Genomic DNA, 23,650 nt, shown 5'->3' with positions numbered 1-23,650 from the left:
AGCGTAACCGGCACCGGCGCTCGCGCGCCCGCCCCGGTTGCCCGCCGTCATTCCGCTTCGCGCGACATGTCGGGCCACAGCAGCGGGTTCGGCGAACTGCGCTGGTAGCCGGCTTCGTTCATCAGCAGGTCGAGCGTGAGGCTCGCGAGATCGTCCGCCAGCGGCTCGAACTCGTAGTCCTTCTCCTGGTAGCCGATCTTGCGATAGGTCTTGCATTCGTCGCACGACTCGGCCTTGACGGCTTCGCTGCCGCCCTCGATCCCGTGGTAGGCAATGCCCTTGGTCGAGTCGCAGTGCGAACATTTCGTGCGCACCATGTGCCACTCGGTCGTGCACAGCCCGCACTGCAGGAAACGGTAGCCCTGGTACTGCCCGCCGACACGCACGACGCTCGCGACCGGATGCGTGCCGCACACGGGGCACAGCCCCGGCTGGTCGAGATACGGGACGTCGGACGGTGTGACGCGGCTCGCGAGATCGGTCCAGGCGACCTGCAGCGCTGCCATCAGGAACGGCGCGGTGGCCGGATCGACTTCGGCGAAGCGCAGCGCGAGGATCGCGTCGGCCTGCGCGTCGAGTTCGGCAGGTGCCATCAGGCGCAGCCGGTCGAGCAGCTTCGCGAGCGACGGATTGACGAGCCCGGCGCTTTCGACGCGGTCGAGCAGTTCATAGAGCACGGCGCGCCACTGCGGGTTGCGCTCGCCGTCGAGCGCCGGCACGAGCGGCATCGAATGCTGCTGCGCACGCGCGATCGCTTCGGGCGACGGCATCGGCAGGTTCAGCGCCTGCAGCGTCGCGTGCTGCGCATCGGCGACGGTAGCCATCAGCCGCAGATAGCCGCTGATCGGGTTCAGATCGGCGAGCTTGCGCAACCGTGCGGCACGCGCGGCAAACACGGTGCCGCGCTCCGGCAGGCGAAAGCGCGGAATGGCCGAATGATCGAGCGTCGAGATCTCGGTCGGTTCGAGAATGCGTTGTGTCACGAAAATATCATCCAAAAAAACAAGCGCCGACGGATCGGCGCTTTCCAGGCGATTCCGGCGGTGGCGCGACGGTACGCGGCAATCTGCGTACCGCCACGCTCCAGTGCGTTACTTCACGCTTTCACGGAACCACTTCGGGTGATGCTTGCGGGCCCAGCCCAGCGTGACGGTGCCGCGCACCATCGCCCCGATCGAGCCTTTCACCCACAACGCCGCGTAAATGTGCACGATGATGCTCGCGATCAGCACGAAGGCCGCCACGGCATGCACGACAGCGGCCGCGCGAATCGCCCCGATCGGGAAGTAGAACGAGAAATAGCGTCGCCAGATCACGATCCCCGACAGCAGGAGCAACACCAGGCACGCCACCAACGTGAAGAATAGCAGCTTCTGTCCGGCGTTATAGCGACCGACAGGCGGCAGCTTGTCTTCCCGGTTGGCCAGCACGTCGTCGATCTGCTTAAGCCATTGCCGATCGTCCGCGTCGAGCGCGTTGTGGTGCCAGAAGCGCACCACGAGAATCGCGAACGACACGAACATCACGAGACCGACGAACGGATGCAGGATCCGCGTCCACTGGCCGCCGCCGAACAGCGCGGTGAGCCAGAACATCGACGGATGGAACAGCGCGAGCCCGGACAGCGCGAGCAACACGAACGTAATCGCCGTGATCCAGTGGTTCGTGCGCTCGTTCGGCGTGTAGCGGACGATCAGGTTGGGGTCGTCGTGCTTCATTTTGCGTCCTCCTTGATGCGTCGCGCCTCGTCGCGGGCGGCGGCTTCCTCGTCCTCGCTGACCTCGTTCGGACCGACCCGCGTGTAGTGGAAGAATCCGGCCAGCGCGGTCAGCGCGAGGCCGGCCACCGCGAGCGGTTTCGCGATGCCCTTCCACAGCTTCACCATCGGGCTGATCGACGGATTGTCGGGCAGCCCGTGGTACAGCGACGGTTTGTCCGCGTGGTGCAGCACGTACATCACGTGCGTGCCGCCGACGCCCTGCGGGTCGTACAGCCCCGCATGCTCGAAGCCGCGCTCCTTCAGGTCCTCGATCCGCTCGGCCGCGTGCTGCTTCATGTCCTCCTTGGTGCCGAACACGATCGCGCCCGTCGGGCAGGTCTTCACGCAGGCCGGTTCCTGGCCGACCGCGACGCGGTCGGAACAGAGCGTGCACTTGTACGCGCGATGATCCTTCTTCGAGATCCGCGGAACGTTGAACGGGCAGCCGGTCACGCAATAGCCGCAACCGATGCAGTTCTCCTCGTGGAAGTCGACGATCCCGTTGTTGTACTGCACGATCGCGCCCGGCGACGGACACGCCTTCAGGCAGCCCGGATCCTCGCAGTGCATGCAGCCGTCCTTGCGGATCAGCCACTCGAGGTCGCCCGCCGGGTTCTCGTATTCGGAGAACCGCATGACCGTCCACGAGTGCTCGGTGAGGTCGGCCGGGTTGTCGTACACGCCGACGTTGGTGCCGACTTCGTCGCGCAGGTCGTTCCACTCCATGCATGCCGTCTGGCAAGCCTTGCAGCCGATGCACTTCGATACGTCGATCAGCTTCGCGACGCTTCCGGTCACCGGTTCGCGCACCGTGGGCGGTGGCGTCGTGGTGGCCGAGACGCGCTTGATATCCAGCGATTGCAATGCCATCTCTTCCCCCTTACGCCTTTTCGACCTTCACCAGGAACGACTTGAATTCCGGTGTGTACGAGTTGCCGTCGCCTACGGACGGAGTCAGGGTATTGGCGAGATAGCCGGGCTTCGTCAGACCCTTGAAGCCCCAGTGCAACGGGACGCCGACCGTCTGGACCTTCTTGCCCTCGATCGTCAGCGGCTTGATCCGCTTCGTGACGAGCGCGACCGCGACGATGTAGCCGCGCTTGGACGACACCTTCACGCGATCGCCGTGCGCGACGCCGACTTCCTTCGCGAGATCTTCGCCGATCTCGACGAATTGCTCGGGCTGGATGATCGAATTCAGCCGCGCATGCTTGGTCCAGTAGTGGAAATGCTCGGTCAGCCGGTACGTCGTCGCGACGTGCGGGAACTCCGACACCTTGCCGAACGACGCCCGGTCGTCCGGGAACACGCGGGCGGCCGGGTTGTTCAGTGCCTGCGGGTTGTCCGGATGCAGCGGGTTCGCCGCAAGCGGCGTCTCGAACGGCTCGTAGTGCTCGGGGAACGGACCTTCGTTCATTCCCGCACGCGCGAAGAAGCGCGCGACGCCTTCCGGGTTCATGATGAACGGCCCCATCCCGTTTTCGGGCGGCTCGTCAGCCTTGAAGTCGGGCACGTCGGCGCCCTTCCACGCGCTGCCGTTCCAGCCGATCAGCTTGCGGGTCGGGTCGAACGGCTTGCCGCTCACGTCGCACGATGCGCGGTTGTACAGGATCCGCCGGTTGGCCGGCCACGCCCACGCCCAGTTCAGCGTCTGGCCGATGCCGGTCGGGTCCGAGTTGTCGCGCCGGCCCATCTGGTTGCCGGCCTGCGTCCATGCGCCGCAGAAGATCCAGCAGCCGCTCGCGGTCGTGCCGTCGTCCTTCAGTTGCGCGAACGCGGCGAGCTGCTCGCCCTTCTTCACGAGCACCTTGGTCGGATCCTTCGGGTCGGGCAGATCGGCAAGCGCACGGCCGTTGAACTCCATCGCGAGCTCTTCGGGCGTCGGGCTTTCCGGGTTCGCGTACGGCCACGTGAGGTTCACGATCGGATCCGGATACTTGCCGCCGTCCTTCTGATACATCTCGCGCATGCGCAGGAACAGCCCCGACATGATCTCGAGGTCGCTCCTGGCCTCGCCCGGCGGCTCCGCGCCCTTCCAGTGCCATTGCAGCACGCGGCTCGAACTGACGAGCGAACCGTTTTCTTCCGCGAAGCACGTGGTCGGCAGACGGAACACCTCGGTCTGGATCTTCGACGCATCGACGTCGTTGTAGTCGCCGTGATGCTTCCAGAACTCGGACGTCTCGGTGGCGAGCGGATCCATGATCACGAGCCATTTCAGCTTCGCGAGGCCCGCCGCCGTCTTCACCTTCGACGGCGCCGCCGCGAGCGGATTGAAGCCCTGGCAGATGTAGCCGTTCATCTTGCCGGCATTCATCAGCTCGATCGCCTGCAGCAGGTCGTACTGCTTGTCGAGCTTCGGCAGGTAGTCGTAGGCCCAGTTGTTCTCGGCGGTCGCCGCATCGCCCCACCACGCCTTCATGAAGCTGACGTGGAACGCCTTGTAGTTCTTCCAGTAGCTCAGCTGGTTCGGCCGCAGCGGTTGCTGCGCGCGCTTCTTGATGTAGCCGTCGAAATCCTGCTCGGCCTGCATCGGCAGCGTCATGTAGCCCGGCAGCAGGTTCGACATCAGCCCCAGATCGGTCAGGCCCTGGATGTTCGAGTGGCCGCGCAGCGCGTTCATCCCGCCGCCCGCGATGCCGATGTTGCCGAGCAGCAGCTGCACCATCGCGCCGGTGCGGATGATCTGCGCGCCGATCGAGTGGTGGGTCCAGCCGAGCGCGTACAGCACCGTGCCGGCGCGGCCGGGAACGGCCGTCGTCGCGAGCATTTCGCACACCTTCAGGAATTTCTCCTTCGGCGTGCCGCACGTTTGCTGGACCATGTCCGGCGTATAGCGTGCGTAGTGCTGCTTCAGCAGGTTGTACACGCAGCGCGGATGCTGCAGCGTCGGGTCGACCTTCACGAAGCCGTCGTCGCCGCGTTCGTAGTCCCAGCTCGATTTGTCCGGGTACGCGTGCTTCTCCGCGTCGTAGCCGGAATAGATGCCGTCGTTGAACGCGAAATCCTCACGCACGATGAAAGTGAAGTCCGTGTAGTTCTTCACGTACTCATGCTGGATCTTGTCGTTCGTCAGCAGATAGTTGATCACACCGCCCAGGAAGACGATGTCGGTGCCGGTGCGGATCGGCGCGTAGTAGTCGGCCACAGAGGCCGTACGCGTGAAGCGCGGGTCGACGACGATCAGCCGCGCCTTGCGGTGCGCCTTCGCCTCCGTTACCCACTTGAAACCGCACGGATGGGCTTCGGCTGCATTGCCGCCCATCACGAGAATCACGTCCGCGTTCTTGATGTCGACCCAATGGTTCGTCATCGCTCCACGGCCAAACGTCGGGGCAAGACCTGCCACCGTCGGGCCATGTCAGACACGCGCCTGATTGTCGAATGCGAGCATCCCCAGACTGCGGATGGTCTTGTGGGTCAGGTAGCCGACCTCGTTGCTGCCCGCCGACGCGGCCAGCATGCCGGTGGTCAGCCACCGATTGACCTTCGCGCCGTCTTCGGCCGTCTCGACGAAGTTCGCGTCGCGATCGGCCTTCATCAGCTTCGCGATCCGGTCGAGCGCGTCGTTCCACGAGATCGGTTCCCACTTGTCCGAGCCGGGCGCCCGGTATTCGGGACGCGTCAGGCGGTTCGGGCTGTGGATGAAGTCGATCAGGCTCGCGCCCTTCGGGCACAGCGTGCCGCGATTGACGGGATGGTCTGGATCGCCTTCGATATGGATGATGCTCGACTGCGCGTTCTTCGCGCCATCCCCGAGGCTATACATGAGGATGCCGCAACCCACCGAGCAATAGGGGCAGGTGTTGCGCGTTTCGACTGTGCGCGCCAGCTTGTACTGTCGGACCTCGGCGAGCGCTTCCGTCGGAGAAAAGCCCATCAGGGCAAGACTCGATCCGGCAAGCGACGTGGCCGTCACCTTCAGGAACTGGCGCCGGGACATTTGTAGCATGATGGTCTCGGCGTTTTTGTGGGGTGAGGTGAAACTGAAAGGATTATAGACAGTTCACGCAACTATGATCGAATCCTCGGATCAATACTGATTTGTCTGATCCTCCGATGTCAGTGCGTTCAACGCCCAACCGAACCGTCATGAAACGACAGATCACCTCCGAAGCCACTCGTCTCGCGCAACAGCAGGCCAACTGGGCACTCACTGCATTCAAGCGCTTCTCGTCCGACCGCTGCTCGGCGATGGCCGCGAGCATCGCGTTCTTCTCCGCGTTCTCGCTCGCGCCGACGCTCGTGATGGTGATCGCCGTGGCCGGCTGGTTCTACGGCGACGACGCCGCACGCGGCCAGGTGTTCGAGCAGGCGCATCAGTTGATCGGCGACGACGCGGCCGCCAGCATCCAGACGATCGTGCAGAACGCGCACCGCGCGGGCGAGCGCGGCGGAATCGCGACGCTGATCTCGTTCGCCGCGCTCGCGCTGGGCGCGTCGGCGACGTTCGCGTCGCTGAACACGGCGCTGAGCGTGATCTGGCCGAGCACGGAAAGCCGCTGGTCGAGCATGCTCGGGCTCGTGCGCGTGCGGCTGATTTCGTTCGGGCTCGTGCTCGGCGTCGCATTCCTGTTGATCGTGTCGCTCGTGCTCGATACCGCGATCACGTTCATCGGCACCTGGCTGCTCGGCGATTCGCCGTACGTCGCGATCACCAACGTGCTGCAGTTCTTCGTCGGCATCGCGGTGCTCGCCGGCGCGTTCGCCGCGCTGATGAAGTTCCTGCCCGATGCGCGCGTCGCGTGGCGCGATGCGTTGATCGGCGGGATTGTCTCCGCGATCCTGTTCTCGGGCGGCAAGAAGCTGTTCGCGCTGTATCTTGCCCGCGCGGGCACGGCCAGCGCATTCGGCGCGGCCGGATCGTTCGCGGTCCTGCTGATGTGGCTGTACTTCTCGGCGGCCGTGCTGCTGCTCGGTGCGGAATTCGCGGCCGCGCGCGGCGATGCGCATCGGCGCACCGGCAATGCCGTGGCCGCGGCCGCGCCGCCCGATCGCGCAAGCAGCGACTGACTGCCGACGCACGCCCTGCGCCGCCGACGCGCCACGCGCGAGGCGGCGCTAACTACGCGACCGCCTGCGTTTTCGCAACCGTCCTGCCCGCGAGGCATTCCCGATCGTTGATGCGTTCTTTGCACCGGCACGCGATGCGCGCTGCAACGGCAAACGTTTGCCTGCCTCGATTTCCGCGCACGAACCCGCGAAACACCCGCTTCCTCTGCCGGATGCACCGGTTGCTGCAACAATCGCAGCGCAGCAATTGTCAACTATTTCAAAAAGAGGAACAGTTCTTGATGTCCTTGATATATATGGACTTTTTCCTGACGTTACCTTTTCGCGACACTTTATTTTTTAAGCTTTCTTGCATGTATGGCACTGAGCTATTCTCCAATCCGCAACAAATAACGAATGACGATTCACTTGCGTGGAGATACTCAACGATGAAGAAACTCGCACTCTCGACCCTCTCGCTCGCGCTGCTGGGCGCCGCTGGCGCTGCTCACGCTCAGTCGAGCGTCACGCTGTACGGCGTGATCGATACGTCGATCACCTATGTCCACGGTAACGCTGGTCAAGGCAACAATTCGTGGTCGATGGGCAGTGGCAACCTGCAAGGCAGCCGTTTCGGCCTGAAGGGTACCGAGGACCTCGGTGGCGGCCTGAAGGCGATCTTCCAGTTGGAAAACGGCTTCAACTCGGCATCGGGCGCACTGGGCCAAGGTAACCGCATGTTCGGTCGTCAGGCATTCGTCGGCCTGCAAAGCGATCAACTCGGTACGCTGACCCTGGGCCGCCAGTACGACCCGCTCGTCGACCTCGTTCAAGCGGTGACTGCAGACAACTACTTCGGCAGCGTGTTTGCTACGCCGGGCGATGTCGACAACAATGACAACAGCCTGCGCGTCAGCAACGCGATCAAGTACACCTCGCCGGTCTGGGGTGGTCTGCAGTTCGAAGGCATGTACGCACTTGGCGGCGTCGCAGGTGCGACGGGCAAGGGTCAGACGTGGGCAGCAGCGGCAGCTTACAACAATGGCCCGCTCGGCCTGGCTGCTGGCTACTTCCACGCGAACAACGCGTCTGCGCTGAATGCCGCAGGCACGCGCTCCGGCTGGACGGGCACGTCGGACGCGATCTTCGACGGCGATTCGGGCACGACGTTCATCAATAACGCGTTCACGTCTTCGACGTCGATTGGCATCGCTCAAGTTGCCGGCCAGTACGCCTTCGGTCCGGTGACGTTTGGCCTCGGCTACAGCAACGCACAGTACAAGGCGGATGCGAACTCGGCTTTCGGTACGAACCAGAAGTACAACACCGGCCGGGCATTCGTCACGTACCAAGCATCGGCCCCCCTGCTGCTCGGCCTCGGCTACATCTACACGAAGGGCAGCGGCGACAACAACGCGAAATACCACCAGGTTTCGCTCGGCGCCGACTACTCGCTGTCGAAGCGCACGGACGTCTACTTGGTCGGCGCATACCAGCACGCAAGCGGCAAGAACGCGGACGGTACCGATGCGCAAGCATCGATTGGTTCGTACGGCATCGCAGGCAAGAGCTCGCAAGAAATCGTCGCGCTCGGCCTGCGCCACAAGTTCTAAGAAGTACGTTTCCGGCATGCATGGCGTCTCCGACGCCATGTCGCCGAACTGCAAAACCAGTCACCGGTTTCGGCCGTGGCTGGTTTTTTTTCGTCCGCTGCCGGCAGCGGCCGGGCGAACGGCAATCGCGTCGAGGGCCTGCGGTAAGGCAACGGGCCGGGAGCGGCTCCAGGACCGCCTGTCGTGCGCCGGATGCCCGTCCAGAGGCATCGAGACACCCCTCGCTGTCCGACGGCTACATACGGCACGATCCCGTTCACGCCGTGCCGCGAACCGCTCACTCCATGTCAGCCTGACGCGCGACAACGGGATCCCTCATCGCAATGGACGCCTGACCGTCCACATCGCCGATTTCGATACCGCGACACGAAGCACTATGCTTCGACGTGTCGATTTCGACGTCCTTCGTCCGTCGTATCGATGGCGGCACGCAGATTGCCGCGCCCCTCACCGACATCCGACAGGAGACACTCCATGACGATTCAGAAGATCACGCCGTTCCTCTGGTACGCGACCGAAGCCGAAGAAGCCGCAGCCTTCTATGCGGGCATTTTCCCGAACTCGCGCGTCGTGCGCGTCACGGCGATCGCCGGCACGGACGGCACCCGCATGGTCGAATTCGAGCTGTTCGGGCAGCCGTTCATCGCGATGAGCCACCCGCGCACCGAAACCTTCAACCACGCGATCTCGCTGATGATCAGCTGCGCCGACCAGGCGGAACTCGACCGCTACTGGAGCGCGCTGCTCGACAACGGCGGCACGGCCGACGGCTGCGGCTGGCTGCGTGACCGCTTCGGTGTCTCGTGGCAGATCGTGCCCGACGCGCTGATCCCGATGATGGCCGATCGCGACGAGGTGAAGGCCGCGCGCGTGGCCGCGGCCATGATGCAGATGACGAAGTTCGACGTCGCCGCGCTGGAGGCCGCCTACGCGGGCACGGCGGGCTGACGAGGCGCGGGCGTGGCGGCTGCCTTCGGCCGGCATCGGCACGCTCGTGGAGGGCGCAAGAGACGCGCATGACGGCGACCGTCGACGGGATTGCATCACGCCGCGACGCAATCGCGCGCGGCGGCCGGTCTCTCGCAGCTATGCCGGCAACATGGCTTCGACGATCGGTCGCACGTCACGCACGAATGCGGCAACCGGCCGGCCCGACAACAGCGTGCCGGCCCCGTCACCGTCGCCGCGCAGATACACCGCACGCGCAGCCGACAAGACGGGCCGGTACGTGTCGGGCAGGCGCTCCAGCGCCCATGCCGCGGCGACATCCTTCGGCGCGATCCTGCCGGTTGCGGCGCTGTACCAGACGCGTGCGAGCGCGAGCACGACGTTGCATTCGTCGCCGCGCCAGTCCGGCTCCGCATCCCACTGCGCAACCGTCGCGCGGAGCGCGGCGATGAAATCGCGTGCGGGCACCGCGTCGAACCATGCGGCCGCGCGCGGCCCGCGCAGCGCAACGTCGTGCTGTCGAACCTTCGTCAACAGAATCGCGAGATCGTGATCGACGCACGCCGGTTCGACGATACCCGCGCACAGATCGCGGCGCAGCCATTCGCCGAATTGCAGTTCGCGCCGGGCCGGATGACGCCACGGCACCACGTCGTCGCGCACAAGCACGGTGACTTCCAGCGCGCGCATGCGTGCATCGCACTGCGGCGGCGCGGACACGTCGAGCAAATCGAGCATCAGCGCACGCCGCACCGCGTCGCCCGGCGAGGCGGCCACCGTCACCAGCAGGTCGATGTCGCTGCGCGGCTTCAGCCCGCCGTCGAGCGCCGAGCCGAACAGATGCACCGCCTGAAGCGCCGCGCCGAGATGCCGGTCGAGCAAGGCGCAAGCGGCTGTCACCTGGTCGCCGATCCCGGCGGGAACGCTCGTCGCGTTCATGATTCGAGCTCCGCGCGACCTGCGCGCCGCATGCGGCGATGGCCAGCCGCGCGCCGGCACGAACACGCCGATTCGGTCATCGGCGCAAGCGGCCCGCAGTACCCGATACGCGTCACGTCGTGCCGTATTCGCGCCGCACGATACCGGCGCGTACGCGCGATTTGCGCGGCGCAATAAAAATCCCCGCACGCTTTCGCGTACGGGGATCGTCGGACATCGCAACGGCCGCCGACATGCATTCGGCGACCGTCACGCTGCATTACGCAGCCGCGTCCTTCAGCTTCTTCAGCGCACGTGCCTTCACGCGCACGCTGGCCGGCTTCGCCGGGAACCAGCGCTCTTCGCCCGTGAACGGATCCTTGCCGAAGCGCTTCTTCTTCGCCGGCACGACTTGTGCCGTGATCTTCAGCAGACCCGGCAGCGTGAATTCGCCTGCGCCCTTCTTGTGAACCGAGCCCAGCACGACGTTCTCGAGTGCGGCGAGGACCGCCTTGACCGCCTTCACTTCGACAGCTGCGCGCTCAGCGATGTGCGTTGCGAGCGATGCCTTCGTGAACTTGTCCTTCAGCGGCGTCGGAGCAGCCGGTGCTGCCTTCGCGACAGCATTCTTGGCCACTACTTTCTTCGCGGGCGCAGCCTTTTTGGCAGCCACTTTCTTGGTCGCCGGTGCGGCAGCCTTCTTGGCCACCTTTTTTGCGGAAGTCGCCATGTTTCTCCTACCAGGTGTGGTCGTTGGATACACGAAGCGTGCAACGCGCGCGCTTCAACGCCGGATTCTACAAGCGCCTCGACGCTTCGTGCAGTACTTTTATGCGTTTTCGCGGGGTTTCCCGCAGGTTTTGTTGCGCGCGACCGACTTCGACGGCGCGCCGGCATCGAAAAACGCCTTCACGTATACGTCCAAACGCACCGGATCGCGAATTACGTTCGATATTTGCGCACCTATACTGACCTCGCTCAGTGCCCCGGATGCCTTCATGCGCGAAGTCAGATACGTCAAAGGACTCGACGGCCTGCGAGCCATCGCCGTCATCCTCGTTTTCCTGTCCCACAAAGGCCACGTCCTCGCTGTCGACGTCGGCAAGCTCGGTGTGTGGACGTTCTTCTTCATCAGCGGATTCCTGATCGTCGGCGAACTGCATCGCAACCGTCAGGCGATCGAATGCGGTACGATGACGCGCCGCCATGCGCTGGCGCTGTTCCTCGCGAAGCGCGCGCTGCGGATTTTTCCCGTCTATTACCTGCTGCTCGCCGCGCTCGCGATCGCGCACGCGCTGTTCTACCAGCGCGGCGTCAATCTCGGGCTCGCGTGGCACGCGACGTTCCTGTCGAATTACTGGATCGGCGTCGTGAAGGACGGCTGGCCGGGCTCCACGTCGCACTTCTGGAGCCTCGCGGTTGAACAGCAGTTCTATCTGATTGCGCCGCTCACGCTGCTCGCGGTGCCGGCCGCGCGTCACGTCGCGCTCGGCGTCGCGGCCGTCGTGCTGTGCGCGTTCGCGCATCTCGCGCTCTACGCGCTCGATGCATCGCCGGTGCTGATCTACGCGTTTTCCCCGTGGAATTTCGCGCTGATCGCGCTGGGCGGCGTCGGTGCGATGGCGCTCGCCGATCGCGGCCAGAGCGTCGTCCGCCGCATTCCGCCCGGCTGGCTCGGCGCCGCCGGCGTCGTGTTCTTCCTCGCGCTGCCCGCGTTCACGATGCTGCCGGACATCGTGACGGGGCTCGTGGATCTTGGCCTGTCCGCGTCGCTCGGCGCGCTGATGCTGTGGATCGTCACCGAGCCCGACCATCCGGCCGTGGCACTGCTCGACTGGGCGCCGCTCGTCTATCTCGGCACGATCAGCTACGGCTTCTACCTGTTCCACAACCTGATTCCGGCACGTTTCGGCGAGATGCCCGCGCTGTTCGCGCACGTGCCGATGCCCGGAATCGTCCGGGAAGTGCTGCCCGAAGTGCTGCAGTTCGCGCTCGCCGTGCTGCTCGCGCACCTGTCGTGGCGCTATCTGGAAAGGCGCCTGCTCGATCTCAAGAAGCCGATCGCCGCGATGCTCGCCCGGTACTTCGTCACGCGGCCGAGCACGTCGCCGCGCTGAGCGCGATACCGGCGCGAACGCGACGCAGCCAGGCGGCAGCCGCGCTCATCGGCACGTACACGACCGGCGCGCCGGCAATGGTTTCATCGCCGCGACGTCAGGTGTCCGGCATCCGGCGCACCGCTCAACGCACGACGCGCCAGAACCGGCATCGCCGTCCGGCGGCATACCGGAATCTTCGCGCAATCACCCGCACGAATCCGCCCGCAACCGGCACCGCCGCTCACCCGCCGCCGCCCGCCCGCGCTTCGTCCACACGCAAAAAAGCCCCGACGCACGAGGCAGCCGGGGCCAACGGAACAACCACCACCTGAAACAATGGAGCAGCGCGGCTGCTTACGCGACGGCAGCCAGCGCGGGCAGGCAGGTACGCAGGTACGCCTCGAATTCGCGGCTCACTTCCGGATGCTGGAGTGCGAGCTCGACGGTCGCCTTGAGGTAGCCGATCTTGCTGCCGCAATCGAAACGCGTGCCGTAGTAGCGATACGCGAGCACCTGTTCGTTCGCGAGCAGCGTCTGGATCGCGTCGGTGAGCTGCAGCTCGCCGCCGGCGCCCGGCTTGAGCTTGCGCAGGTGATCGAAGATCGTCGGCATGAACACGTAGCGGCCCACCACGCCGAGGTTCGACGGCGCGTCTTCCGGCGCCGGCTTCTCGATGATGCCCGACAGCTTGATGATGTCCTCTTCCCACTCGCGGCCTTCGACGACGCCGTACGAGCGGCTGTCCTCGCGCGGAATCGTCTCGACCCCGATCACCGAGCTGTGATAGTGGTCGAACACGTCGACGAGCTGCTTGAGCACCGGCTGCTCGCCGTGCAGCAGGTCGTCTGCGAGAATCACCGCGAACGGCTCGCCGTGCACGAGCTTTTCCGCGCACAGCACCGCGTGGCCGAGGCCGAGCGCCTCCGGCTGGCGCACGTAGAAGCAGTTCACGTGGCTCGGCTTGATGCCGCGCACGAGCTCGAGCAGCTTTTCCTTGCCGCGCGCCTCGAGCTCGGCCTCGATCTCGTAGGACTTGTCGAAGTGATCCTCGATCGCACGCTTGCTACGCCCCGTCACGAAGATCATCTCGGTGATACCGGCGTTGATCGCTTCCTCGACCGCGTACTGGATCAGCGGCTTGTCGACGACGGGCAGCATTTCCTTCGGGCTCGCCTTCGTTGCCGGGAGGAACCGCGTGCCGAGACCGGCAACGGGGAACACGGCCTTGGTGACTTTCAACATGTTCGCATCCTGATTGCGTTGACTGCGCCGCATCGCTGCGCGACCCGGCGCGATTGTTTTTCGAACGGCATATCGAGAACCGGCGGCACGGCCAATTCCACTCCGCTCATTTTCGATATGGACCTATTGCCCATGTTTCCAGAAAACGGATAATCCGTGAATCCGGTCGATATTGCCGAACCCGGCACCCGGACATAAACAAATTACCGATTTCCCGGATACAAATTCTTACGAATCGAATTCCTCGATATACGGGACGCCGCCCCGCTCGAGCCCCGGGCGAATCGGCTCGTTCTTCAGCGCCTCGCGGTATGCCGACAGCACGGCCATGACCAGCAGTACTGCCGCGCTCGCGATCCAATGCATGTCCATCTTGCCGCTCCTTGCATCAATCAACTGGAGCTTCAAACTATCAGAAAAAAATCGGCAAATAATTGTGGCGGCGACGAAACCGCTTTCAGACCTGAATAACACCACCATCTGAAACGACATCATTTACGGGCGGGATTTTTTTATTCATTCGATCGAATTCTTGCGCATTACGATTGGACCATCCCCTTCATCCGTCGCAAGGAATCGAATCGCATGCAAGCTTTCAGCGGATCGTCTTTGGCCGCGCCGCCCGTCGCCGACCACAAGGAACACGTGATCGACGCGATGCGCGGCTTCGCGGCGCTGCTCGTCGCCTATTTCCACTGCCGTCAGGTCGTCTGGGTCGGCATGCAGAGCTTCCATCATGCTTACGGTCATGCACTCAGCCCGAGCGTGATCGCCGGCTACCTGACTTTCCCGTTCGCCTGGGGCTCCGCCGGCGTGCCGATCTTCTTCGTGATCAGCGGTTACTGCATTCACCGCAACGCGGCGCTCAAGCTTGCGGCCAACCCCGCATATCGGCTCGATGCGCCCAACTTCTGGGCGCGCCGCTTCGCCCGCATCTATCCGGTGCTGCTCGCCGCGCTGCTGTTCACGCTTGCGATGGACGCGGTGAGCCTGCAGATCGCGCCGGTCAGCCACAAGATCCGCGATGTCGGCATCACCGCGTTCCTCGTGAACCTGTTCTCGCTGCAGGGCGTCGCCGGCTATACGTACGGATCGAACGGCGCGCTGTGGACACTGTCGCTCGAAGTGCAGTTCTATGCGATCTACCCGCTGCTGTTCGCGCTGCGCCGGCGCATCGGCATGCCGGCCATCGTGGCGGCCGTCGCGCTCGTCAACGTCGCGTCGGCGTGGCTGCTCGAACGGCACGACCTGCAGTTCTTCACGTCGTACTGGCTGTCCTGGACGGTCGGCGCATGGATCGCCGACGTGCGCGCGCAGCCGGCGCGCGGCACCGCCGCCGTGCCGTCGCGCGCGTGGTACCTCGCGGCCGCCGCGCTGCTCGCCGCGGGCTGCGGCGCGTTCCATTTCGGCCAGTACGGCGCGTTCCAGCTGTGGGCGGCCGGCTTCGCGTGCTTCCTGTACCGCGCGCTCGCCTGCCCGCCGCGCCCGACGCCGCTCCTGCGCGTGCTCGGGTGGTTCGGCGACTTCAGCTACTCGCTGTATCTGATCCACCTGCCGCTGTTCGTCTGCCTCGGCTCGGTGCTGTTCCACTCCGAACTGCAACTGTCGATCTGGCCGTCGGTTGCATTCATGGCCGCCGCGATTCCGGTCGCTTACCTGTTCTACCGGCTGTTCGAACGCCCGGCGATGATGTGGTCGGCCAGCCTGAAGCCGACGCGCGCGCCCCGCGTCGTCGCACCGGCCCCGGAACAGGCTGCCTGAACGCGCCGTTACGGCACGCCCGGCCCCCGCGCGAGCTCAAGTCGTGCGGGGGCATTTTCATGGGCGCCATGCGTGTGCGGGATGCGTTTGCGCGTCGGGAAGGCGGGTTTGGCGAATCGCAGTTCGCACGCCGTCCGGGCGGCTGCCCGATCGTCGAATCGCCCCGCCGCCTGCCGGCTGCACGGTACGACCTCACGGCGCCGCTCAGGGGATTCCGTGAAGTGTTTCCGGGCCAAATGGCAAGGCTGCCCGGCAGGCCCATGCGCCAATGCATCGGCAGCAGCTCACCTCCGCCGCTCCGCGCCTGACGGCCGCCACGCTCCCGCCCGCCCAAACGCAAAACCCTCATGCAGCACGTCGCCGCATGAGGGTTCGCTTCCCGGCGCATGGCGTCGCAACGCGCCCACGCACCGCATCTGCCGCCTCTACCGCTTCTTCGCCTTCGCGGCCTTCGCCGTATCCGCGAGGATTTTCTCGACCCGCTCCACATAAGTCTCGGTGCCGAACCGGCGCACCGCGGTCGCCCGCCCGCTCGCGACGAGCCGTTCGCGCAGCGCGGCGTCGCGCTGCAGCGTGGCCAGTGCGTCGGCCAGCGCGGCTGCGTTGCCCGGCTCGCACAGCAGCCCGTTTTCGCCGTCCTCGATGATCTCGACGACCCCGCCCGCACGGGCCGCGACCACCGGCCGCCGCGCAAGCATGCCTTCGACGATCACGCGCCCGAACGGCTCCGGCGTGATCGACGTGTGCGCAACCACGTCGACCGCCTTCATGCACGCGGCCACGTCGCGCTGGAATCCCAGAAAGTGCACGCGGTCGTCCATTCCATGACGCGCGACGATCTCGTGCAGCTGCGCCGCGTATTCGTCCTCGCCGAACAGCGGCGCGCCCACCAGCACGACGTGCATGTCGGGATGGCGAGCCGCGGCCTCCAGCAGCAGATGCTGCCCCTTCCAGTGCGCGAGGCGACTGAACGAGCCGACGAGCCACGCGTGCTCGGGTAACCCGAAGCGCGCGCGCAGCGCGGGCTGGCTGGCCGTGTCCAGCGCATCGAACGGTTCGGCCGAAATGCCGTTGAACACGACGTCGACGTGCTGCGGCGTGAAGCCCGTCAACGCACGGAATGCCTGCGCGGACGCGTCGGAGTTTGCGATCACGCGCGTGACGCCGAACCGTGCGCAGTACTTGATCGCCATCAGCTGCTTGCTGCCGAAATGGTCGCCGCTGACGATGTCGCGCAGGTGCCAGACCACCGGCTTGCGCGCGAGCCGCCCGGCCAGCGCCGCGACGACCATCGCGCGCTGCGTGTTCGCGTAGATCACCTCGGCGCGGCGTGCGCGCCGTGCAACGTCGCGCACGAGCGAGAACAGCTGCTTCAACGCACCGGCCGACACGCCGCCCTGCTTGCGTACGCCGGCGAGCGCGCCCTGGTCGAGCACGTCGACGCGCGCGCCGATCTCATCGAGCGCCGCGCGGAAGGGCCCGTCGTCGAACAGCACCACGTCGGCGTTCGCGCGCATGTGCTTCATGATTTCCAGCAACGACAGCTCCGCGCCGCCGAGCACGCCGCTCTGGTCGAGCACGAGCGTCGCCGGGCCGCGCGCGGGCGGCATCGGTGCGACGGCCGTGCCGCGCTGCGCGGTCGCGCCGGGCAGCGCGGCCTCCACGTAGTCGAGAAAGCGCCGCCGGAACGTTTCTGCGGAAAAGCGCTCCGCGTTCGCGCGGCACGCCTGCGGCGTGAAGCGCTGCGGCGCGCGTTCGAAATCGTCGACCGCCGCGACGATCGCGTGCGGCGTCTGTTCGTCGAAGAACAGCCCGGTCGGATTCGCGTGTGCGCGCGGTTCGAGCACCGTCTCGAGCGCACCGCCCTTGCCGTATGCGATCACGGGCGTGCCGCATGCCTGCGCCTCGACCACCGAGATGCCGAAATCCTCCTCGGCCGCGAACACGAACGCCTTCGCACGCCGCATCCGGTCGTGCAGCACCGCGAACGGCTGATAGCCCATGATCTCGACGTTCGGGCCGGCCTTCGCGCGGATCTTCTGCATCTCCGGGCCGTCGCCGATCACGACGAGCTTGCGCTCCGGCGTGCGCGAGAACGCTTCGACGATCAGGTCGATCTTCTTGTACGGCACCATCCGCGACGCGGTCAGGTAGAAATCGTCCTTCGCTTCGTTCAGCGAGAAGCCGTCGACGTCGACTGGCGGGAAAATCACCGCCGCGTCGCGGTGATACACCTTGCGGATGCGTCGCGCGATGAACGCCGAATTCGCGACGAAGCCGTCCACCGCATTCGCGGTGCGCGTGTCCCAGTTGCGGATGTAATGCAGGATCATCCGCGCGAGCAGCGACTTCGGCCCGTGCGTGAGGTTCGACTGTTCCAGATACTGATGCTGGAGGTCCCACGCGTAGCGGATCGGCGAATGCACGTAGCTGATGTGCATCTGGTCCGGCCCGGTCAGCACGCCCTTCGCGACCGCGTGGCTGCTGGAGATCACGAGATCGTAGTCGGACACGTCGAGCTGCTCGATCGCGAGCGGCATCAACGGCAGGTAGCTGCGGTACTTGGTGCGCGCAAACGGCAGCTTCTGGATGAACGAGGTCGTCACCGGCTTGCCGCGCACGAACGTGCGATCGTCGAGGAAATCGACGAGGCTGAACAGGTCCGCATCGGGAAAGCACGCGACGATCTGTTCGAGCACGCGCTCGGCGCCGGCGTACGTGACGAGCCAGTCGTGGACGATCGCCACGCGCAGCGGACGCGATGCATCGCGTGCGCCCGCGTGCGCGCGCGGTTCGGTCCGGCGCAGCGCGGCGGTGTCGCCGGCTTCGGCCGCGGCGGCATCCGCCGTGGCGAGATTCAGGATGGCGTGTTCCGCCAGATCGCGATTCATACGGTTTTCCTCGCATTGAGACGGACGAACAGGTCGCGCGCGAGTGCGCGCAGGGCCGGCGTCATCGTGAGCGACCACGCAAGATTCAGCACCAGCACGACCGCGCAGAGGCCGATCGACTCGCCGAGCCCCGGCCACGCTTGCGCGAGAAACAGGCTCGCGAGCAGGAAGGCGAGATGCGCGAGCATGTCGAGCACGATCGCGCGCATCCGGATCGCCGACAGGTAAAGCAGCACGCCGTAATCGACCAGCGCGCGGGCCGCGACGACCACCGCCGCGCCGATCAGCCCGAAGTGATGGATGCCGAGCCACAGGCCGCCGACGAAGAACGGCATCTCGACGAGCCCGGCGAACGCCGCCCGGGCCGGATTGACCTGCGACTGGATCAGGATCCGTGTGACGCTCGCCTGCCCGACGAGCCATACGCTGATCACCAGCACGCGCCCGACCGGCGCCGAATGCGCGGCGAGATCGGCGCCGACCCACAGCGTGAGGAACGGCGCGAGCGCGAAGATCGCGACGATGCCGACCGGCGTGAACACGCCGTTCAGGAATTCGAGCGACTGGCGCGCGAGCGTATCGGCATGCTCGCGGCCAACCGCCGACAGCCGCGGAAACAGCGTGCGCACCAGCGCGTTCGGCAGCATGTTCAGCCGCGTGACGAGGTTCTGCGGAACCGTGTAATAGGTGACGAACTTCGCGCCCATGCCCGCGCCGAGCATCACGCGATCGAGCGTGTCGGCGATCATGCTGGTCGTGCTCGCGATCAGCATCCAGCCGCCGAAATTGAACAGCCCTTTCGCGGTGCCCCACTGCGGCGGATCGATGCGCCGGATGGCGAGCACCTTGATGCTCGCGTGACCGAGCATCACCGCCGCGATCAGCCGCGCGACGACCGCCGCGGCCAGCACCGTCTGCAGGTTCGGCGCGATCCACCATGCGGCGCCGAGCGGCAGCAACTGGAACAGGAACGTGCCGATCGTCTGGTTCGTGTTGAACACGCCGAACCGTTCGGCGCCGTTGATCGCGCCGGCGAACACCCACGACACGTTCGCGAGCGGAATCGCGAGCGCGAGCCACGGCAATGCGAGATACACCTCGTGCTGCATCGCCGCCGACACCTTCGTGAAATACGCGGTGTAGACGAACGCACCGAAATAGATCAGCAGCCCGCCAACGATGCCGGTGCCGAGGTTCAGCCAGAACGCGCTCCAGAAGACGCGCGCGCTTTCGTCCGCGTTGCCGCTCGCGAGCGCCTTCGAGATGTGGTTCTGCGCGGCCATGCTCATCCCGAGATCCAGGATTCCGAAATAGCCGATCAGCGTCCATACGAGGCTGACGACGCCGTAGCGTTCGACGCCCAGCGCGTGAATGTACGCGGGCACCGTCACCAGCGACACGAAGGTCGGCAGGATCAGGCCGATGAAGTTGATCGAAACGTTCTTGAGTATGCCTTTGTCCATGCTTGTGCCCATGGGCCTGTTCCCGCCGATGACGGGCTTGCGAACGTGCATTGCCGGTCGTGATGCCGCGCCGGGGAAGCGACGACCGATGCCGCAATACGGCGGGCAACGCACGTTCCCTTGATTAAAAAACGTTCGCCGGGCTGGCCTCCGGAACGGCACGTCCCTGGCTGAAACGGGCCTGCGGCGCCGGCAACGTGCCGCCCGTCACGGTTTCCAGCGATACATCAGCACCTTGCCGCGTGCGTCTTCCTCGACGAACACCAGGTATTCGCCGTTCTCGCGCCGGAACGCGCTGATGCCGAACGGCACGTCGACCCAGCCCGACGCCTTGCCGACCTCCGCGCCCGGGCTCATCACGCCGACTTCCTTGCCGGTTTCCTTGTCGTACACGTGGATCTTGCCGACCGGCTCCACCGTGAAGATGTAGCGGCCCTCGACCGTGATGCCGATCAGGTCGAGGATCGGCTTCGCGTCGAGCTGCCAGGGCAACGCGACCGTGTAGCGCACCACCGGCGAGCCGGTCGACCATTTGTCGAAGCGCACCAGCACGCGGCCGACTTCCTTGTTGATGCCCGGCTGCGGCGGCGCGTCGGCCGTGTAGCCCGTCACGTAAAGCGTGTCCGTCTGCGGCTCGTAGATCGCGCGGCGCAGCTGCGTGAACGGCTGCGGCATCGGATAGGTCGTGACCTTGTCGTACGAGTAGATCGGGTTGCCGGCCTTGTCGATGCCGCCGTAAGCGAAGCGGTGAATGCCGCGCACGTCGCTCGTGCGCCAGATGTCGCCCTTCGTGTCGACCCACCAGCCCCAGCCGCCCGCCTTCGCCTTGCTCGTCGTGTTGGTCGTGAATTCGTCCTCGTCGAGCCGGCCGTTGCCGTTGGTGTCGCGCCAGATCCAGTCGCCGCCGGGCGGCTTGTTCGGCACCTTGTCGACCGGCCGCGCGCGGCCCGCGATCAGGCCCGACGGAATCGCGACCTCGCCGTCGCGCTTCGCGTCGAAGCGATAGATCTTCAAGTGGTCGGCGTACATGTCGGTCAGGTACAGGAACGTGCGGCCGTCGATGCGCCGCGCGAACGGCATGCCGGGATACTGGTCCGTGTGGAACACGGGATCGTCCGGATACTTGAAGCGGTTCGACAGGAAGCCGACATATTTCCAGTCCTGGCCGGGCGGTTTCGACAGATCGAGCTCGAAGCGCTTGTTGCCCGTGTACACGCTGTTCGGCCGCGCCGGATCGAGCCACGCGCCGTCGACGAACAGCAGCCCCTGCACCTGCCAGCGCAGCTTGCCGTCCGGCGCATAGCTCTCGAGCACCGCGCCGAGCCCCGCGCCGATCGTGTCGTGACGCGGCCCGATGCCGTTCATCGACACATAGACGTTGCCCGCCCGATCGACGCCCACGCCGGTCAGCCCGTTGAAGCGCTGCGGCCCCGGGCGGCCCGGCACCGGGCCAGCGAAGATGCCGCCGCGCTCGCCGAGCGTGCCCGACGGCGCATAGCCCTTGCCGCCTTTCGAGACGATCAGCACCTGTTGCCGAGGCCCGTTGTCCGCCACCAGCACGCGCCCTTTCGCGTCGACCGCCACATCCACCGCATCGGTGCCGTCGGGCAGCGCGGGCGCGTCGTCGAGCTTGCGGCCGTCTGGGCGCACGTGCACGAGATGCGCGGGCCCGCCGATCGTATCGGTGAGCAGCCACAGCGTGCCGTCGCCGGCCAGCGCGATGCGGCCGGGCTCGTGCGCGCTCCACGTGGCCTTCTTCTGCATCGTCTCGGCGTCATAGACGTCCACCGCGTCATGCGACGGATTCGTCGCGAACAACGTCTTGTCGTCGGCCGCGAGGCCGCCGACTTCCGCTTTCGCGTCGCCCACTTCCGAGCGGGCCGGAGCCGGCACCTCGTTGACCATCATGAAGCTGGCCGCCATTCGCGCGCGGCCGGCATCGGCGCGCCCGCCGGGCGCGACCTGCGGCGCCGCGCGGAACGGCGCCGGCTGCTTCATGTCGCCGATCGTGCGGCGCGAAATGCCGAACCACTGCTTGCCCTTGTCCGGCCAGATGCCCGGCGACTGCAGATGGCCGCGCTCGTTGCCGACGCCGATCGCGACGTACACATATTTGCTGTTCACCGCCACGGCGTTGCCGCCGAGGTTGCCCCAGCCGTGCGTGCCGCCCGCGAAGCCGAGCATCTTTCCGTCCTGGTAGACGCTCGCCTCGGCGCCGCTCTCGTCCCACGGCGCATTCGTATACACCTTGCCGTCGGACGTCACCGCGATCGCGCGAATATCGATCTGCGTCCAGCTGCCGTCGCCATAGCCGAACGTGTTGCCGATCCACGACGTGGTCGCGGGCAATACGGTTTCAGCCGGGGCGGCGCTCGCGGACAGCACCGCGCATACCGTCATGCCAACCAGAATCAGACGTCGCAATGCGCTCTCCAGACTCGATGCGAAAGCGACCGGCGCCGCGGGCATGCGGCCTGCGCTGATGACCTGTCGCTAAATGGGTTTCAAACGTCGCGATGCAGGTTACAAGCAAAAATAATCACAAGAAATTTGGAAATATTTGGGGATGTTTCCGCGAGAAATATTGAACCGGAACAGCCGAAATTTGACGCGTGGAAGCGGCAATATCGACCGCCTTTCATCCGGCGCCCCGTAGAAAATGCCGCCTCGGCCCGCCCGCCGGCGCGCATGGCCTGCAAACCTTTCATGTCGTGATTGAAACGGCCGGCATTCGAATGCTTTCAGCCGAATAAATGACATGCGTTTTTTTGCCGATTTCTTTTCCCTAGAATCGATTTCGATTCAATATTTCATTTAAACGCATGCATTACGTTCACGCATCGGATGCGCGGCGCAGCACGGCATCGGCCGCGCGTCGCGAAGGAGCGGCGCGATGACGGGCATCTCGCGCCCCGCCGACCTCGCCCCGCCGCAACACGGCCGCATCGTGCAGCTCGACGGACTGCGCGCGATCGCGGTCGGCGCCGTGTTCCTGCAACACGCGCTGAAGGCGCCGCTATGGATGGGCGTCGATCTGTTCTTCGTGCTGAGCGGCCTGCTGATCACCGGCATCCTGCTCGATCGCAAGGCGCGCGGACAGTCGTACTTCAGTCACTTCTACGCACGCCGCGTGCGCCGCATCCTGCCGCCGTACGTGCTGCTGCTGATCGTGTCGACGCTGCTGTTCGGCGCGAGCTGGCTGCCGCACTGGCCGTGGTTCGCGTTCTTCTCGACCAACATCGGGCTGTCGCTCGGCAGCATCGGTCACGACAGCCTGAACGTGCTGTGGTCGCTCGCCGTCGAGGAGCAGTTCTACATCTTCTGGCCGTTCGTCGTGCTCTGGTGTTCCGAGCGCGCGCTGCTGTGGATCGCCGCCGCGCTGATCGTCGCGGCGCCCGTGCTGCGCGCGATCGCGACGCCGTGGTTCGATTCGTTCTGGCCGATCTACTACCTGACGCCGTTCCGGATGGACCTGCTCGCCGCGGGCGCATTGCTCGCGATCGTGCTGCGCCGCGACCGCCGCGCGCTGGAGCCGTTCTATCCGCTCGCGATCGCCGGCGCGCTCGTGTCGCTCGCGATCCTCGGCTGGCTGCACCTGTCGTTCCCGCGTTTCCGCGCGGCGAACACGCCGCTGTCGAACGCCGCGCTCTACAGCATCTCGCTGCTGCTTTGCACGTCGATCGTCGTGATCGCGCTGCGCGGACGCGGCCTCGTGCAGCGCGTGCTGACGAACCCGCTGCTCGTGTACGTCGGCACCGTCAGCTACACCGTCTACCTGATTCACCTGAGCGTGCTGTACGCGCTGTGGCCGCTGCACCTGAACCGCTTCGTCACGGCCGCGCTCGCCCTCGCCATCACGCTCGCGTACGCCACCGTGAGCTGGTACGGCTTCGAGCGGCGCCTGACGCGCGGGCCCGCACGCGCGACGGTGCCCGCCGCCGCGCGCACGACCGCCTGATTTTCT

The 23,650-nt window shown here is 65.7% G+C and carries 18 protein-coding genes; 6 read left to right on the top strand and 12 right to left on the bottom strand.

Annotated features, from left to right (window positions below):
• Nucleotides 1-47: 47 nt before the first annotated feature.
• The 4 genes from fdhE to fdnG all read right to left on the bottom strand — a co-directional run bounded on the left by fdhE (nucleotide 48) and on the right by fdnG (nucleotide 5,711).
• Nucleotides 48-983, bottom strand: a complete 936-nt coding sequence (gene fdhE, locus WS51_RS03370) for a formate dehydrogenase accessory protein FdhE (RefSeq protein ID WP_174905768.1) — start codon at nucleotides 981-983, stop codon at nucleotides 48-50.
• A gap of 108 nt (nucleotides 984-1,091) precedes the next feature.
• Nucleotides 1,092-1,718 carry a formate dehydrogenase subunit gamma gene (locus WS51_RS03365; RefSeq protein ID WP_059450831.1) on the bottom strand — a complete coding sequence of 209 codons (627 nt, stop codon included), beginning with the start codon at nucleotides 1,716-1,718 and terminating at the stop codon, nucleotides 1,092-1,094.
• A complete protein-coding gene (gene fdxH, locus WS51_RS03360; RefSeq protein ID WP_059450830.1) occupies nucleotides 1,715-2,629 on the bottom strand; it encodes a formate dehydrogenase subunit beta in 915 nt (304 codons plus the stop codon). The genes WS51_RS03365 and fdxH overlap by 4 nt, the downstream gene beginning before the upstream one ends.
• A gap of 10 nt (nucleotides 2,630-2,639) precedes the next feature.
• On the bottom strand, nucleotides 2,640-5,711 hold the full coding sequence (gene fdnG / locus WS51_RS03355) for a formate dehydrogenase-N subunit alpha (protein WP_155773558.1): 3,072 nt from the start codon (nucleotides 5,709-5,711) through the stop codon (nucleotides 2,640-2,642).
• A 140-nt stretch (nucleotides 5,712-5,851) separates the two neighbouring features.
• Here fdnG and WS51_RS03345 point away from each other — a divergent pair, with 140 nt between their 5' ends.
• The 3 genes from WS51_RS03345 (at nucleotide 5,852) to WS51_RS03330 (ending at nucleotide 9,312) form a co-directional block, all read left to right on the top strand.
• A complete protein-coding gene (locus WS51_RS03345; RefSeq protein WP_069228587.1) occupies nucleotides 5,852-6,772 on the top strand; it encodes a YihY/virulence factor BrkB family protein in 921 nt (306 codons plus the stop codon).
• A gap of 428 nt (nucleotides 6,773-7,200) precedes the next feature.
• Nucleotides 7,201-8,364 (top strand): porin, encoded by a 1,164-nt coding sequence (locus WS51_RS03340; RefSeq protein WP_069228586.1) that lies wholly within the window; start codon nucleotides 7,201-7,203, stop codon nucleotides 8,362-8,364.
• A gap of 474 nt (nucleotides 8,365-8,838) precedes the next feature.
• Nucleotides 8,839-9,312, top strand: coding sequence for a VOC family protein (locus tag WS51_RS03330; RefSeq protein WP_059450824.1), 474 nt, complete (start codon nucleotides 8,839-8,841; stop codon nucleotides 9,310-9,312).
• 138 nt (nucleotides 9,313-9,450) lie between these two features.
• Here WS51_RS03330 and WS51_RS03325 read toward each other — a convergent pair whose 3' ends face one another.
• The gene (locus WS51_RS03325) at nucleotides 9,451-10,251 is read right to left on the bottom strand and encodes an aminoglycoside adenylyltransferase family protein (RefSeq protein ID WP_069229107.1); all 801 of its coding nucleotides are present in this window, start codon (nucleotides 10,249-10,251) and stop codon (nucleotides 9,451-9,453) included.
• A 259-nt stretch (nucleotides 10,252-10,510) separates the two neighbouring features.
• Nucleotides 10,511-10,960, bottom strand: coding sequence for an HU family DNA-binding protein (locus WS51_RS03320; RefSeq protein WP_069228585.1), 450 nt, complete (start codon nucleotides 10,958-10,960; stop codon nucleotides 10,511-10,513).
• Between the two features lie 268 nt (nucleotides 10,961-11,228).
• Here WS51_RS03320 and WS51_RS03315 point away from each other — a divergent pair, with 268 nt between their 5' ends.
• Nucleotides 11,229-12,347 (top strand): acyltransferase family protein, encoded by a 1,119-nt coding sequence (locus WS51_RS03315; protein ID WP_059450823.1) that lies wholly within the window; start codon nucleotides 11,229-11,231, stop codon nucleotides 12,345-12,347.
• A 336-nt stretch (nucleotides 12,348-12,683) separates the two neighbouring features.
• Here WS51_RS03315 and galU read toward each other — a convergent pair whose 3' ends face one another.
• Together galU and WS51_RS32435 are read right to left on the bottom strand one after the other, a co-directional pair.
• The gene (gene galU, locus WS51_RS03310) at nucleotides 12,684-13,571 is read right to left on the bottom strand and encodes a UTP--glucose-1-phosphate uridylyltransferase GalU (protein WP_059450871.1); all 888 of its coding nucleotides are present in this window, start codon (nucleotides 13,569-13,571) and stop codon (nucleotides 12,684-12,686) included.
• A gap of 228 nt (nucleotides 13,572-13,799) precedes the next feature.
• Nucleotides 13,800-13,943, bottom strand: coding sequence for a hypothetical protein (locus WS51_RS32435; RefSeq protein ID WP_167347851.1), 144 nt, complete (start codon nucleotides 13,941-13,943; stop codon nucleotides 13,800-13,802).
• Nucleotides 13,944-14,156: 213 nt separating this feature from the next.
• Here WS51_RS32435 and WS51_RS03300 point away from each other — a divergent pair, with 213 nt between their 5' ends.
• Entirely contained in the window at nucleotides 14,157-15,332 is a 1,176-nt protein-coding gene (locus tag WS51_RS03300) for an acyltransferase family protein (protein ID WP_059506312.1), read from the top strand.
• 425 nt (nucleotides 15,333-15,757) lie between these two features.
• Here WS51_RS03300 and WS51_RS03295 read toward each other — a convergent pair whose 3' ends face one another.
• The 4 genes from WS51_RS03295 to WS51_RS31880 form a co-directional block, all read right to left on the bottom strand.
• A complete protein-coding gene (locus tag WS51_RS03295; protein WP_059543117.1) occupies nucleotides 15,758-18,223 on the bottom strand; it encodes a glycosyltransferase family 4 protein in 2,466 nt (821 codons plus the stop codon).
• Nucleotides 18,220-19,686 carry a flippase gene (locus WS51_RS03290; protein WP_059466702.1) on the bottom strand — a complete coding sequence of 489 codons (1,467 nt, stop codon included), beginning with the start codon at nucleotides 19,684-19,686 and terminating at the stop codon, nucleotides 18,220-18,222. Before WS51_RS03290 ends, WS51_RS03295 begins: the two co-directional genes overlap by 4 nt.
• Before the next feature lie 207 nt (nucleotides 19,687-19,893).
• Nucleotides 19,894-22,086, bottom strand: coding sequence for an NHL repeat-containing protein (locus WS51_RS03285; RefSeq protein WP_069229106.1), 2,193 nt, complete (start codon nucleotides 22,084-22,086; stop codon nucleotides 19,894-19,896).
• 104 nt (nucleotides 22,087-22,190) lie between these two features.
• On the bottom strand, nucleotides 22,191-22,394 hold the full coding sequence (locus WS51_RS31880) for a hypothetical protein (protein ID WP_155627611.1): 204 nt from the start codon (nucleotides 22,392-22,394) through the stop codon (nucleotides 22,191-22,193).
• 185 nt (nucleotides 22,395-22,579) lie between these two features.
• Between WS51_RS31880 and WS51_RS03280 the strand changes: the two genes are divergently transcribed.
• A complete protein-coding gene (locus tag WS51_RS03280; RefSeq protein ID WP_069228583.1) occupies nucleotides 22,580-23,644 on the top strand; it encodes an acyltransferase family protein in 1,065 nt (354 codons plus the stop codon).
• Nucleotides 23,645-23,650: the final 6 nt, after the last annotated feature.

The sequence above is a fragment of the Burkholderia territorii genome, from assembly GCF_001718335.1.
Classification (GTDB): Bacteria; Pseudomonadota; Gammaproteobacteria; order Burkholderiales; family Burkholderiaceae; genus Burkholderia; species Burkholderia territorii.
This window is presented reverse-complemented; position numbering and strand designations above follow the sequence as displayed.

What these genes read in the sequence shown, in the direction of transcription:
- WS51_RS03365 (WP_059450831.1), bottom strand. Translation starts at nt 1,718, where the DNA reads ATGAAGCACGACGACCCCAACCTGATCGTCCGCTACACGCCGAACGAG.
- fdxH (WP_059450830.1), bottom strand. Translation starts at nt 2,629, where the DNA reads ATGGCATTGCAATCGCTGGATATCAAGCGCGTCTCGGCCACCACGACG.
- WS51_RS03345 (WP_069228587.1), top strand. Translation starts at nt 5,852, where the DNA reads ATGAAACGACAGATCACCTCCGAAGCCACTCGTCTCGCGCAACAGCAG.
- WS51_RS03340 (WP_069228586.1), top strand. Translation starts at nt 7,201, where the DNA reads ATGAAGAAACTCGCACTCTCGACCCTCTCGCTCGCGCTGCTGGGCGCC.
- WS51_RS03330 (WP_059450824.1), top strand. Translation starts at nt 8,839, where the DNA reads ATGACGATTCAGAAGATCACGCCGTTCCTCTGGTACGCGACCGAAGCC.
- WS51_RS03325 (WP_069229107.1), bottom strand. Translation starts at nt 10,251, where the DNA reads ATGAACGCGACGAGCGTTCCCGCCGGGATCGGCGACCAGGTGACAGCC.
- WS51_RS03320 (WP_069228585.1), bottom strand. Translation starts at nt 10,960, where the DNA reads ATGGCGACTTCCGCAAAAAAGGTGGCCAAGAAGGCTGCCGCACCGGCG.
- WS51_RS03315 (WP_059450823.1), top strand. Translation starts at nt 11,229, where the DNA reads ATGCGCGAAGTCAGATACGTCAAAGGACTCGACGGCCTGCGAGCCATC.
- galU (WP_059450871.1), bottom strand. Translation starts at nt 13,571, where the DNA reads ATGTTGAAAGTCACCAAGGCCGTGTTCCCCGTTGCCGGTCTCGGCACG.
- WS51_RS32435 (WP_167347851.1), bottom strand. Translation starts at nt 13,943, where the DNA reads ATGGACATGCATTGGATCGCGAGCGCGGCAGTACTGCTGGTCATGGCC.
- WS51_RS03300 (WP_059506312.1), top strand. Translation starts at nt 14,157, where the DNA reads ATGCAAGCTTTCAGCGGATCGTCTTTGGCCGCGCCGCCCGTCGCCGAC.
- WS51_RS03295 (WP_059543117.1), bottom strand. Translation starts at nt 18,223, where the DNA reads ATGAATCGCGATCTGGCGGAACACGCCATCCTGAATCTCGCCACGGCG.
- WS51_RS03290 (WP_059466702.1), bottom strand. Translation starts at nt 19,686, where the DNA reads ATGGACAAAGGCATACTCAAGAACGTTTCGATCAACTTCATCGGCCTG.
- WS51_RS03285 (WP_069229106.1), bottom strand. Translation starts at nt 22,086, where the DNA reads ATGACGGTATGCGCGGTGCTGTCCGCGAGCGCCGCCCCGGCTGAAACC.
- WS51_RS31880 (WP_155627611.1), bottom strand. Translation starts at nt 22,394, where the DNA reads ATGAAAGGTTTGCAGGCCATGCGCGCCGGCGGGCGGGCCGAGGCGGCA.
- WS51_RS03280 (WP_069228583.1), top strand. Translation starts at nt 22,580, where the DNA reads ATGACGGGCATCTCGCGCCCCGCCGACCTCGCCCCGCCGCAACACGGC.